Origin of the sequence: Pseudoalteromonas sp. US3C1004 (genome assembly GCF_048401065.1) — a bacterium.
Lineage (GTDB): Bacteria > Pseudomonadota > Gammaproteobacteria > Enterobacterales > Alteromonadaceae > Pseudoalteromonas > Pseudoalteromonas undina.
On the sequence record NZ_CP183073.1, the window covers coordinates 3,066,352 to 3,079,388 of the forward strand.

At 39.6% G+C, this 13,037-nt stretch carries 8 protein-coding genes and 1 pseudogene; 4 read left to right on the forward strand and 5 right to left on the reverse strand.

The genetic code is table 11. The features are described 5' to 3' along the window. The first annotated feature begins 127 nt into the window (after positions 1 to 127). The 3 genes from ACNSN3_RS14385 (at position 128) to mdoH (ending at position 6,681) form a co-directional block, all read left to right on the forward strand. Entirely contained in the window at positions 128 to 2,791 is a 2,664-nt protein-coding gene (locus tag ACNSN3_RS14385; RefSeq protein WP_418607846.1) for an ExeM/NucH family extracellular endonuclease, read from the forward strand. 331 nt (positions 2,792 to 3,122) lie between these two features. Beyond that, positions 3,123 to 4,745, forward strand: a complete 1,623-nt coding sequence (locus tag ACNSN3_RS14390; RefSeq protein ID WP_418607848.1) for a glucan biosynthesis protein G — start codon at positions 3,123 to 3,125, stop codon at positions 4,743 to 4,745. Beyond that, positions 4,717 to 6,681 (forward strand): glucans biosynthesis glucosyltransferase MdoH, encoded by a 1,965-nt coding sequence (gene mdoH, locus ACNSN3_RS14395; RefSeq protein ID WP_418607850.1) that lies wholly within the window; start codon positions 4,717 to 4,719, stop codon positions 6,679 to 6,681. Before ACNSN3_RS14390 ends, mdoH begins: the two co-directional genes overlap by 29 nt. 188 nt (positions 6,682 to 6,869) lie before the next feature. Here the strand turns inward: mdoH and fusA are convergent, their stop codons facing one another. The 3 genes and pseudogenes from fusA to ylqF all read right to left on the reverse strand — a co-directional run bounded on the left by fusA (position 6,870) and on the right by ylqF (position 11,109). Then, on the reverse strand, positions 6,870 to 8,954 hold the full coding sequence (gene fusA, locus ACNSN3_RS14400; RefSeq protein ID WP_054202747.1) for an elongation factor G: 2,085 nt from the start codon (positions 8,952 to 8,954) through the stop codon (positions 6,870 to 6,872). 257 nt (positions 8,955 to 9,211) lie between these two features. After that, a pseudogene (locus tag ACNSN3_RS14405) lies at positions 9,212 to 9,421 on the reverse strand (succinyl-CoA--3-ketoacid-CoA transferase); the annotation flags it as partial. 734 nt (positions 9,422 to 10,155) lie between these two features. Further along, complete coding sequence (gene ylqF, locus ACNSN3_RS14410) at positions 10,156 to 11,109, reverse strand: ribosome biogenesis GTPase YlqF (RefSeq protein WP_138561417.1); 954 nt, start codon at positions 11,107 to 11,109, stop codon at positions 10,156 to 10,158. A gap of 459 nt (positions 11,110 to 11,568) precedes the next feature. On the opposite strand from ylqF, the gene ACNSN3_RS14415 reads away from it, so the two are divergent. Next, complete coding sequence (locus ACNSN3_RS14415) at positions 11,569 to 12,246, forward strand: HAD family hydrolase (RefSeq protein WP_418607852.1); 678 nt, start codon at positions 11,569 to 11,571, stop codon at positions 12,244 to 12,246. Positions 12,247 to 12,255: 9 nt separating this feature from the next. On the opposite strand, the gene ACNSN3_RS14420 is transcribed toward ACNSN3_RS14415, so the two are convergent. Both ACNSN3_RS14420 and ACNSN3_RS14425 read right to left on the reverse strand, forming a co-directional pair. Then, positions 12,256 to 12,507: a hypothetical protein gene (locus tag ACNSN3_RS14420; RefSeq protein ID WP_418607854.1), complete on the reverse strand. Its 252-nt coding sequence runs from the start codon at positions 12,505 to 12,507 to the stop codon at positions 12,256 to 12,258. Between the two features lie 49 nt (positions 12,508 to 12,556). After that, a complete protein-coding gene (locus ACNSN3_RS14425; protein ID WP_418607856.1) occupies positions 12,557 to 13,036 on the reverse strand; it encodes a hypothetical protein in 480 nt (159 codons plus the stop codon). Position 13,037: the final 1 nt, after the last annotated feature.

A 13,037-nucleotide genomic window follows, 5' to 3' on the forward strand; every position in this document is an offset into this window, starting at 1 on the left:
CAACGTATTTTCAACCTCAAAAAATAAGCAAATCTCGACATTGTTAACATTCTGTATTCTATTTGTAATTATTTTTCATTACACTAAGCGTCCCATTTGGGGAAACAAAAACACGGGAAAAATAATAATGTTGAAAACAAAAATAACGCCATTGGCGCTTGTATTAGCAAGCCTCAGTGCACCCGCTACCGCTAACCTCGTTATATCTGAGTACGTAGAAGGCAGTAGCTATAATAAAGCAGTAGAACTATTTAATAATTCGACTACCCCTCTGTCATTAGATGGCTACACGCTAAGCCTCTATTCAAATGGCAATACAGATGCAAATAATACATTCGATTTAACTGGTGAACTTGCTGCAAACAGCACTTACGTCATTGTTAATGGGAATGCATCAGCAGAACTAAAAGAAAAAGCTGACCAACTCAGCGCCGTGACTAACTTTAATGGCGATGATGCGCTGGTACTTACTCAAGGCTCTGTGGTTATTGATAGCTTTGGCCAGCGCGGTGTAGACCCGGGTTCATTTTGGTCAGAAGGGGGCGTGAAAACACAAAATAAAACATTGCGCCGCAAAGAAACCGAGCTAAACGGACGCACTGATGCCGATGGCGCTTTTAATCCAAGTGAGCTATGGCTGCAATTTGATCAAGATGACTTTAGTGATTTAGGTATCTTTGCAGGGAATTCTTCACCTAACCCTGATCCAGACCCAGAACCTGAAGAGCCTTTATTATGTGGCGCTAATAAAACATTAATTAGCAGCATTCAAGGCGAAGGCGCAAGCAGCCCAATGGTTAACACTGTTGTTGAGTTTGAAGGTGTAGTAACAGCTGACTTCCAGGCTGATGATCAGCTCAAAGGCTTTTTTGTTAACTCACTAAGTTATGATGAAGATACAAACCCACTTACCTCTGAAGGGGTATTTGTTTACTTTACTAATACTGATGTTAATGTTGGTGACCACGTTCGCGTACGAGGTACTGTTGAAGAATATTTTGATGCCACCCAAATTGGCAATGTTAGTCAAGTTGCTATATGTGACACCGGTCTTTCAGCTTACCCGATTAAAATTACTTTACCCGTTACCGATCAAAGTGAATTAGAAGCGTTTGAAGGTATGCTGGTTACCTTAGAGCAACCACTTATTGTTACTAACAATTATGGTTTAGGTCGATATGGTGAACTAGAGCTTGCTACTGAACGCTTATACCAAGGTACTCAAGTTGCACTTCCTGGCGCGGCTGCGAATGCGGTTGAAGCGCAAAATATAAATAAAAAAATACTCTTAGATGATGGTTCAACTCGTCAAAACCGCGATCCTATCGCTTACCCTGTCCCAGGATTATCAGCAGAGAATACTCTACGCACAGGCGATACAGTAAATTCTGTAACAGGTGCGTTAGCTTATAGCTTTAGTACTTATCGCATTCACCCAACAACAACACCTCAGTTTATAGCAACCAATCCACGCACCGATGCACCAGAGTTAAACCCTGACGCTGATTTACGTGTTGCCAGCTTTAACGTACTTAACTACTTTAATGGCGATGGCCAAGGCGGTGGTTTTCCAACTAGCCGTGGTGCTGATTCAGAAGCCGAGTTAATTCGCCAACAAGCCAAGCTAGTCAGCGCTATTAGTGCTTTGCAAGCGGATGTGATTGGCTTAATGGAAATTGAAAATGACGGCTTTGGTGAATTCAGTGCTGTTGCAAGCTTAGTAAATGCACTTAATGACGCTGATAGTCAAAATCAGTATGCATTCGTGGATTTTGGTGTTGATAAAATCGGCACCGACGCTATCACGACTGCGCTTATTTACCGTGCTGATAAAGTGCAGCAAGTGGGTACTGCCGCAATCACTACCGATGCGCCTTTCGATTACAGCAACCGTGCACCAATTGCACAAAGCTTTAAATCTTTAGATACAGAAGAAGTCTTTACTGTTGCCGTAGCACACCTAAAATCTAAAGGTGGTTGTAGAAGTGCCACTGGCGGCAATGCAGATCAAGGTGACGGTCAAGCATGTTGGAATGAAATTCGAACTGCTGGCGCAAATGCATTTGCTGATTGGCTAAATGGCAAACCAACAGGAGTTGATGATGAAGATATCATTCTTGTTGGCGACATGAACGCGTATGCAATGGAAGATCCTATCCGCGCATTTGCTGATAAGGGCCTTAAAAATGTGGTTGCTGAGTTAGATGGCAACACCTTAGGTTATTCTTACAGCTTTTCTGGTCGTGCAGGAAGTTTAGATCACGCCCTAGCAAGCCCGAGCTTATTAAGTAAAGTAGTGAGCGCCAGTGATTGGCATATTAACGCCGATGAGCCTATTTCACTTGATTATAATGTTGAATTTAAATCTGACGCACAGCAATCAAGCTTGTATGCTCAAGGACCTTATAGAGCATCAGATCATGACCCTGTTATTGTCGATATTCGTTCAACGATTATCGCGCCACCTGAGCCAGAACCAGAGGTGATCACCGGTGAAATTGATAATATTCGCGGCTGGTTTTGGTGGAAAAACTACCGCATTGATATTCCTGAAGGTTATGACGAGCTAACTATTAGCCTAGACGGTGGATGGGGCGATGCAAACTTATTTGTTAGACACAAAAGAAGCCCGACTTTGTTTAGAAGTGACTGCGCATCAATTAGTAGAGGAAACGCAGAAAACTGTACATTTACCAATCCTAAATCGGGTAAATGGAAAGTCCGCGTAAATGGCTTTTTACCATTTGGCAATGTAAAACTCACTTATAAAGCAACCAAATATGCTGATTAACTTCGACTTCAATAACCGGTTCATGACTTAAAGTTGTTGCCAGTATCTACTTGAAGTAACTCAAAAGCCGCATTCGCGGCTTTTTTTATTTTATATACAAATGTAATTCAGACAGGCTTCAGCAAGCACTGCTTATTATCTATGCAAGCATTGACTTAGTACATATCTAACTCAAAGTAACTCTAACACTGTTTGTTTTTCGAAAAGTCAAAATGCGTTATAGCGGCTTGATTGAAAGTGATAAACAACTTGTCCTTCTAATCCATACCAAGAGCAACTGAGATAAACGTCAATCTTAGCAGTAAACATATTTTTTTATAAAGGATTCAAAATGAAAGCGCGCATTCACCTTATATCTACTTATCAAAGGGTTTTTAAAAAGCCTTTGTTTGGGATGTTGATGGTTTTTTCACTGTGGGGAACTAACAGCGCCATGGCTGCAACTTCACTTGAAGCCGCAATACCGCAGAGCAGTTTATTTGATGTGCTAAGTGCGCGAGCTAAAAAGCTTGCTGAACAAGATTACATTGCACCGAAAGAAATACAGTTAGATGCGCTTAATAGTATTGATTATCAAGACTACCGCTCAATCCGCTTTAAGCAAGGCCAATCGGTATGGAAAGATGAAGGGCTTTATGAGCTGCAATTATTTCACCCCGGTTTTTTATATAAAACGCCAGTAAAAATCAATATCGTTGATCAAAATGCAAAGCTTAGCCGCCTTCCATTTAGCACTGAGTTTTATCAATATGATGGAACAGCAGCACACCTAAAAGATGAAATAGCAAAAAGTATTGAAGGTACGCAGTTAGGGCATGCTGGTTTTAGATTACATTACCCATTAAATAACGATGACTATAAAGATGAGGTTATGGTATTTCAGGGCGCTTCTTATTTTCGCTTAGTTGGGCCTAACCAAGTTTATGGTTTATCTGCACGAGGACTGGCGATTGATACCGCACAAACATCTGGTGAAGAGTTTCCTTCATTCAAAGAATTCTGGTTAGTTAAACCAACACCCGAGCAAACTAATATTACTATTTTTGCTTTACTTGATAGTCCATCAGTAGCGGGAGCTTACAAGTTTGAGATAGACCCTAACACGCAGACAAGTGTTAGCGTCGACATGCAAATTTTTGCCCGTAAAGATGTTAAAAAGCTTGGTATAGCACCATTAACGAGTATGTTTTATCACGGTGAAAATAGTACCAAGTTTTTTGATGATTATCGCCCTGAAGTACACGACTCAGACGGTTTGCTCACGCAATCACAAGAAGGTAACTGGGTATGGCGTCCACTTAATAATCCATCCCAACTTAGCGTAACCTCTTTTTCATATGAAAATCCTAAAGGCTTTGGCCTTGCACAGCGTGACCGTGACTTTAATAACTACTTTGATATAGAAGCGCATTATCATGACCGCCCTAGCTTTTGGATAGAACCACAAGGTGAATGGGGGAATGGCCGTGTTGAGCTTGTTGAGATTCCAACAGATACTGAAACTAACGATAATATTGTAAGTTATTGGGTTCCTGAAAAGCCGTTCAAAGCAGGAGAAGCATTAAAGTTTAGTTACAAAATATCGACCTTTAATGATTATCTAAGCCAAAATAATTTGGCTAAAGTGGCTAGAACACGCATTGGCAGTGCAGCATTGCCTGGTGAAGATAACCCACCTCCAAAGAGTCATCGTCAGTTTACTGTTGACTTTACTGGCTCTGATATCAATCAATTATCTGAAAAATTAGTACTTAGCGCAGACTTGCAACTTACCACAGGTGAAGCGCGTGATATTACAGTGCAAAAGCTGCCAAAATCATTAGGCTGGCGAGTTGCCTTCAAAGTCGCCCCAGAAGACAGTAACCCTGTAGATATGCGTTTATCGCTAAAGCTACGTAACAAAGCAGTGAGCGAGGTATGGAGCTATGTTTGGTATCCAAATGACATCAAGTAAACAAAGTACTGGCACACCAATGCCTTTTAAAACACTTCGCGTATGGTTATTTGCTATAGCTGCTATTGGCCTCTCAGGCTATGGCATTTCAATTATGTTTGAAATTTTAAACTCAAATGGCATGACCTTGCTTGAGTATGCACTGCTTGCTTTGTTTTCTATTACCTTTGCTTGGATAGTCACCGCGTTTTGTAGTGGCTGCATTGGTTTTATACTACAGCTATTTCGTATAGATCCGCTCACGCTAAGAAGAATAAAACCGATCTCCATTAACAATGAAGCACTATCACAGCAAAAAACGGCTGTAGTTATGCCTATTTATAATGAAGACACCCATAGAGTTATTGCTGGTTTTGAAGTGAGCTTGCAATCGTTAAAAGCCACTGGGCAATTAAAACACTTTGATTTTTATTTACTGAGCGATACACAAGACGCAACTATTGCTAGTAATGAATTAAGCGCATGGCATGCTTTATGTGAACGCCTTGGCGATACAGCAAAACAAGTATTTTACCGTCGTCGTGAAGATAATAAACATCGTAAAGTAGGTAACTTAACTGATTTTTGCGAACGTTGGGGTAGCCAATACGAGCATATGATTGTATTGGATGCTGATAGTGTGATGACGGGTCAATGCATGCTAGAACTCACTACTAGCATGCTGAATAACCCACAAGCGGGATTGATTCAAACTATTCCTATTCCTGTGCGCCAAGATACTTTTTTTGGACGCTTTTTACAGTTTGCTTCGATTCTTTATAGTCCAATGTTAGCTACTGGCTCTGCTTTTTGGCAAACCGATAAAGCCAATTACTGGGGGCATAATGCCATCATTCGTGTTAGTGCGTTTATTGATTGCTGTGGCTTGCCAACACTCAAAGGTAAAGCCCCCTTTGGTGGAGAAATTTTAAGCCATGATTTTGTGGAAGCTTCTCTATTACATAGCGCAAATTGGGACGTATTATTACTTGCCGATATTGAAGGCAGTTATGAAGAGGTTCCCAGTAATATCTTAGATTATGCTGTACGAGACAGACGTTGGGTTCAGGGTAATATTCAACACCTAGGTTTACTTTCATCAGCAAAGCTAAAGCTAATGAGCAAACTGCACTTTTTACTAGGTGCAACAGCGTATATTTCATCTCTTATTTGGTTGTCTATGCTGGCATTAAGTACCATAGATGCGGTAACACGTGCTTTAAATAGTGATGTCTACTTTAATCGTGCCTATCAGTTATTTCCGACTTGGCAAATAGCCAAAACAGATCTCATTGACTCATTACTTTACCTAACAATTATTATTTTGTTATTACCTAAACTTATGGGCGTCATTGTTACTTTAGTGCACCGTAAACAGCGCTTTGGTGGTGCATTAAAGCTCATTTTAGGATCTATCATTGAAACCATTTTTGCTATTATTGTGGCACCATTGATGATGGTATTTCATGCGTACTTTGTAGTCTGTGTATTTTTAGGCAAAAAAGTAAAATGGGATGCTCAACCGCGTGAAGGTAGAATGGTGCCATGGAAAGAAGCGTTTGGTTATACATTGTTTTCTTCGCTTGTTGCCATTGTATGGGGTAGCGTTGCTTATTACTTTACACCGGTCTTTTTTTGGTGGTTATCTCCTATTTTATTAGGGCTCATCCTCGCTGCTCCTATTGTGCGTTACTCAAGTAGTATCAAGCTAGGCATTAAGCTAAGGCAGTGGGGCATTTTCCTCTGCCCGAGTGAAGTAGATAATGATGCAACATTAGCAGCTCTTAAAGTACACCTCAAAGAGATAGCCGTTCCACCTGTAGGGCGTTATTCAACAGCAACACCGCTGTTACCATTAGAACATAAAGTGACAATGCCTATTCAGAACTTTAGTAGTGAATCACATCGAAAGAAGTTTAAAGCACTCATCACAAAAACTGCAAATAAGCTAAGTTAATACCACTACAAATAAAAAAGGAGCAACCTTGTGTTGCTCCTTTTTTTTAGCTGCGTTTACCATTTTTTTTAACCATGCTCATTTAATACGACGGGCTTCATTATCTTTAAATCAATCATGCTTTATAAAAGTTAAACAATAAAAAACCCGCAGCAAGTGCGGGTTTTTTTAAAGAGTTAGAGTGCTAATTACTTAGCAGCGTTTTTCTCTTTTTCTGCAGCGATTACAGTATCAGCTACGTTTTGTGGACATGGCGCGTAGTGTGAGAACTCCATAGAGAACTGACCACGACCAGATGTCATTGTACGTAGTGAACCGATGTAACCGAACATTTCTGATAACGGTACGTCAGCTTTAATACGAACGCCAGTTAAACCAGCTTCTTGATTGCTTAACATACCACGACGACGGTTAAGGTCACCAATTACATCACCTACGTGATCTTCTGGTGTGAACACGTCAACTTTCATGATTGGCTCAAGAAGTTGTGCACCCGCTTTAGGGATAGACTGACGGAAAGCGCCTTTAGCAGCGATTTCGAAAGCAATTGCAGATGAATCCACGGCGTGGAAGCCACCGTCGAAAAGTTCAACTTCAACGTCAAGTACTGGGAAGCCAGCTAAAACACCTTCACCCATCATTGACTTGAAGCCTTTCTCAACTGCAGGCCAGAATTCTTTTGGTACGTTACCACCAACAACTGATGAAGAGAATGTAAAGCCAGAACCCACTTCGCCAGGCTTGATGCGGTAATCAATTTTACCGAACTGACCAGAACCACCAGATTGTTTCTTATGCGTGTAGCTATCTTCGATTTCACGAGTGATAGTTTCACGGTAAGCAACTTGAGGCTGACCAACGATAAGGTCTACGCCGTAAGTACGCTTAAGGATATCTACTTTGATATCTAAGTGAAGCTCACCCATACCTTTAAGGATAGTTTCGCCTGAATCTTCATCAGTCTCAACTTGGAAAGATGGATCTTCTGCAACCATTTTACCGATAGCAACACCCATTTTCTCATTACCGCCTTTATCTTTAGGCTGTACAGCAATCGAGATTACTGGAGTTGGGAATACCATTGGCTCAAGTGTTACTGGGTGCTTAGGATCACAAAGAGTGTGACCAGTTTGCACGTTCTTCATACCAACGATAGCGATGATATCGCCCGCTTGTGCTGCAGTCAGTTCTTTACGATCATCAGCTTGCATCTCAACCATACGGCCAACACGCTCAGTTTTACCAGTAAATGCATTAAGGATAGTGTCACCCTTGTTAAGCTTACCAGAGTAAATACGTACGAATGTTAACGCACCAAAGCGGTCATCCATGATTTTGAATGCTAACGCTTTGAAAGGTTCGTCTGCAGATACAATTGCGTGCTCGCCGTTTTCGTTACCTTCTTCATCCATAAGAGGTTGAGGATCAACTTCTGTAGGAGCTGGTAAGTAATCAACAACAGCATCAAGGATTAATTGCATACCTTTGTTTTTGAATGCAGAACCACAGTATGTAGGGAAGAACGCAAGGTCACGAGTACCTTTACGGATACAACGCTTGATATCTTCAACTGAAGGCATTTCACCTTCCATGTACGCTTCCATTAGGTCATCGTCTTGCTCTACAGCAGTTTCAACTAGGAACTCATGGTATTCATCAGTTTTTTCTACCATGTCTGCAGGAACGTCAACAATTGAGTAGTTCTCAGGAAGACCTGTCTCATCCCAAACATATGCTTGTTTGTTTAAAACGTCTACAACACCTACGAATTCGTCTTCAATACCAATTGGTAAAGTCATAACTAATGGAACAGCACCAAGTACTTTTTGTACTTGCTCAGTTACACGGTAAAAATCAGCACCCATACGGTCTAATTTATTTACGAAAATAATACGTGCAACACCTGATTCGTTCGCGTAGCGCCAGTTAGTTTCTGATTGTGGCTCAACACCACCAGAACCACAGAATACACCCACACCGCCATCTAATACTTTAAGTGAACGGTAAACTTCAACTGTGAAGTCAACGTGTCCAGGAGTATCGATAACGTTAAAACGGTGATCTTTCCAGAAACAGCTTACTGCCGCAGACTGGATAGTAATACCGCGCTCAGCTTCTTGCTCCATGAAATCGGTAGTAGACTCACCATCATGTGTCTCACCGCTTTTGTGGATTGTACCTGTAAGCTTTAGGATACGCTCAGTAGTTGTGGTTTTACCCGCATCAACGTGCGCGAAAATACCAATGTTTCTGTACTTCGATAAATCTGCCATTAATTTTACTCTTAATAAAGTCGATAAATTATTCGGCGGGAGTATAGCATTACTTAAAGCGAACATCACCATTGAAGTCGCTTAAAATGCAATCAATTTATAAAAAACTTGCTTTAAAGATATTTTGGGGTATGAGATGGGCTTGATAGGGGCCCGTTATAAACTGAATTTAAATGAATTAAGTGCTTAGTAAGTGCAATGCAGTGATGGCATGAAGCATATAAAATTATTTTGCTCCATGCCCATCATTAGTAAAATTACTCAAAAGTCATGGTTTTGACTTTGTCACAAATAACTAAATTACCCGCCGTTTTAGCTTTAATTTCATCAACACTTACACCGGGGGCGCGTTCTAATAAGTGAAAAGCGCCGTCTTTAATTTCTAATAAGGCTAGATCCGTAATTACTTTATTAATACAGGCAACACCGGTTAGTGGCAGACTACTTTTTCCCAGTAGCTTCGCTTCAGCTTATTTAATAGTAGCTATAAAGTAGTGTTTTCCCCGCAACATGAAATCCGTTTTACAGCCCTTACTTTAGTGCTATAAATGAACAAAAAATTAAAATAAGAATTATTTGCATTTGGGTATTGACAGTTATTTAGATCTAACTGATAATCAATCTCAACAAGAAGGAAGTACATTGCTTCTTGTGACGGTAAAGTTCATTTGTTTCTCGACCCTGAAACAACGTGTGGCTCACGTTAAAGCCAAGATTATCTGTTATTAATCACAACGCCCCTTGATATTGATTGCAGATAATCGTCTATTACTTACTTGCTACATTGCTCATATCGGTGACGGTTGATATGAAACTAAAAAGCCCTTACGGGCTTTTTTTATGCCTGTAATTTAATATACAATCAGCTCAAAGTTAATGAGAATTATTTGCATTAAGATATTGACAACCACTCAAATCTAACTGATAATCACTATCAACAAGAAGGCGGTACATTGCTTTTTGTGACTGAAAAATTCATTTGTTTCTCGACCCTAAAACAGACGTGTGGCGCACGCTAACAGCTATGGAAACCTGTTTTAAATCACAACGCCCCTTGCTGTTTATGACCTGTTTCCGCCCTACTCATTTACTTGCTACATTGCTCATATCGGTGACGGTAGATATGAAACTAAAAAAGCCCTTACGGGCTTTTTTTATGTCTGTAATTTAATGCGTAAGGCTTTAACCTACGCTTTAAAAATTAACGGCGGTTTTTTCGTGCACGTGCTCGGCGTTGTTTTTTCTCTTCTTCTTTGGCTTGCTTTTTAGCCTCTGCAGCAGCGCGCAATCCAGCCACCATTATTTCTTCCTCTTCACGCATGGTAGGTGTTTCCATGGTGATACGGCCAATAATACCATCTCGTAATTCATTAATTAGAATTTCTGACATTTTATACGTATCGATTTGGTTACCACCGCGAATACAGCCGCGTTTTTTACCCGCCATTTCAACAAACTCCCAATCACTTTCTGGTAGCTCATCTAACTTATAACGTGCTTTTAAAAGCTCAGGATAAGCATGCAATAAATACTCAGCGGTGTAACTTGCTACTTCTTCGTACTCAATAGCGGTATCACGTATCGCACCGGTTGCGCCTAAACGATAACCTGAGTTTTCGTTTTCTACTTTTGGCCACAGCATCCCTGGCGTATCGTAAAGCATAATGCCATCATCAAGCTTAATACGTTGCTGCGCCTTAGTTACTGCAGGCTCGTTACCTGTTTTAGCCACTATACGCCCAGCAAGCACATTAATAAGCGTAGATTTACCTACGTTTGGAATACCCATTATCATGGCTTTAATTTGCTTATCTGCACCAACTTTATGCGGCACTAACTTTTTACATAGCTCATTAATACGATGCACTTCAGCCGCTTTATCGTTACCAAATGCAATCGCTTTTACGCCATTTTCTTGCTCAAAGTAATCCTTCCACGCTTGAGTCATTTTAGGGTCAGCTAAATCGGCCTTATTCAAAATTTTGATGACCGGTTTACCTTCACGCAGGGTAGCCACCATCGGGTTTTCGCTACTGTAAGGAATGCGCGCATCTAGCACTTCAATGATCACATCCATTTGTGGCATTATTTCTTTAATTTCATTTCGGGCTTTATTCATGTGCCCAGGGAACCACTGTATTCCTGCTCTACTCATTTGATATGTAAACCTTTTATTTCAACCCATAACACCATGGGGTACTGTGTGGGGTACTGGGTGAGTAATTTCGATTTATCACCTCAACTAATACTTATAAGTTTACAGCATTTACTGGCTCTATTGCATAAGTTTATGGTTAAGCCATAATAAGAATCATATTTGATAAAAAAAGAATGTTGCATGGTTCATTTCTTTTTTAGTGGTCAATAAGATACCCCCCTAGATTTAGACTACTTGGCTAAGTTGTGTAGGTTAAGTAATGAATTTAGTGTTAATAACTTCCTTTGAAAGTTACTTTGAGTGCTCTATAGTTTGCTAACCACAAAGTACTTAATAGCCACAAAGAAAGCTTAAGGACTATTTCATCAGTATGCTAAAATGAACTTGATTTAGTAGCTAGAGATATAAATGAGCAATTCAAAAATATACTTCATACCTAAAATATGGTTCTTCGATATGGAGGGCACATTACTCCAAAAAGATTTCTCTTTAGATAATGGAAAAGTTGCTCCTAGCGCTTGGACTGTTTTAGCTAAGTTAATTAGTGAGGAGTGTTACTTAGAAGAAGAGTTGTCAAAAGATCGCTGGAACGCTGGTGAATATAATGGCTACTTAGACTGGATGAAAGATACAATTCGTATTCAACAAAAGCATGGTCTTAAGAAATGGCATGTAGATGAAATTGTAAAATCAGCAAAGTTACATAATGGTGCACATGAGCTAATAACATCAATAAAAGCGACTAATGCCAAGGTTGTATTAATTAGTGGTGGAATAAAGGCTTTAGCCGATAAAGTACAACGAGAGCTAAAGATAGATCATGCTTTTAGTGCATGTGAGTACTTTTTCGATGACTGCGGTAACCTAGATTTTTATAACCTTTTACCTACAGACAACGAAGGTAAAGCAAGCTTTATGCAACAGATTGCAAAAGAGTATGGTGTTAACGCTTCTGAATGTGCGTTTGTTGGTGATGGAAAAAATGATAAATTTCTTGCTCGCGTAGTTGGTCTATCTGTTGCATTTAATGCACAAAAAGAACTGATTGAATTAAGTGATTTTTCGATTGTTCAAAGCCAAGGCCAAGAAGACTTGTCAGAAATTAAAAGCCTTCCTTTTTTCTTTCAGCAATAAAGAGTGCCTTTAACTATTAGGCTTAGTCTTTTTTAATTTTTCTAATTCTTTTCTTACTTCTTTTAATTCAGTTTGAACATTTTCTAATTTAGAATCAAAATCATGATAGAAATAATTTCTGGCATCTGCAGCAAGTGGTGGAATAATTACAGCAAATAAAGTTGCTACTAATGCAAATATAGAAGCATGTAGAGCAGCCCTTGATAAAAAAGTCTTATTTAGCTGATATTGTATTGTTTTTTGAAGCTTCTCTCTGCCCAAAAAGCTTTTAGGTAAAATTCGAAAGTACTTTTTCTGATCGGAAATATATTTATGATAGAGATATTTTTTTTTCCTTACACTTTAAGTAATCATTCGGGTCAAAATCAATCTTATGAAAAACAACTCTAAAAAAGTATCTCTCAGTTAAAGGTAGCTCTCGTCCTAGCAGGATACTTTCTTTAGAAAAGTTAGTGACATATGTAGAAATTGGACCGTTAAAACCGCTATCAACAATCCCTGTGTTAAATGCCAGTAAACCTTGTGAAGACAATCTATTTTTTAAAAAAACATAAGCTACGTAGCCTGGTTTCACATCAATTACTTGCTCCGAAATCAAGCAAGCCATCTCTTGAGACTCAAGTGTATATCTATCACACTCAGAAATTTTATCTCTATCATTTTTATAAAGTATAGATCGTACATCTAGGTCGATACTACTCTTACCTTCATAATCTTCTGGATTTAGTTCACAATCATCCCTATCTTTGACCAATCCCTTTTTAATAGCATTTTTTGGGGATAGCTGCATT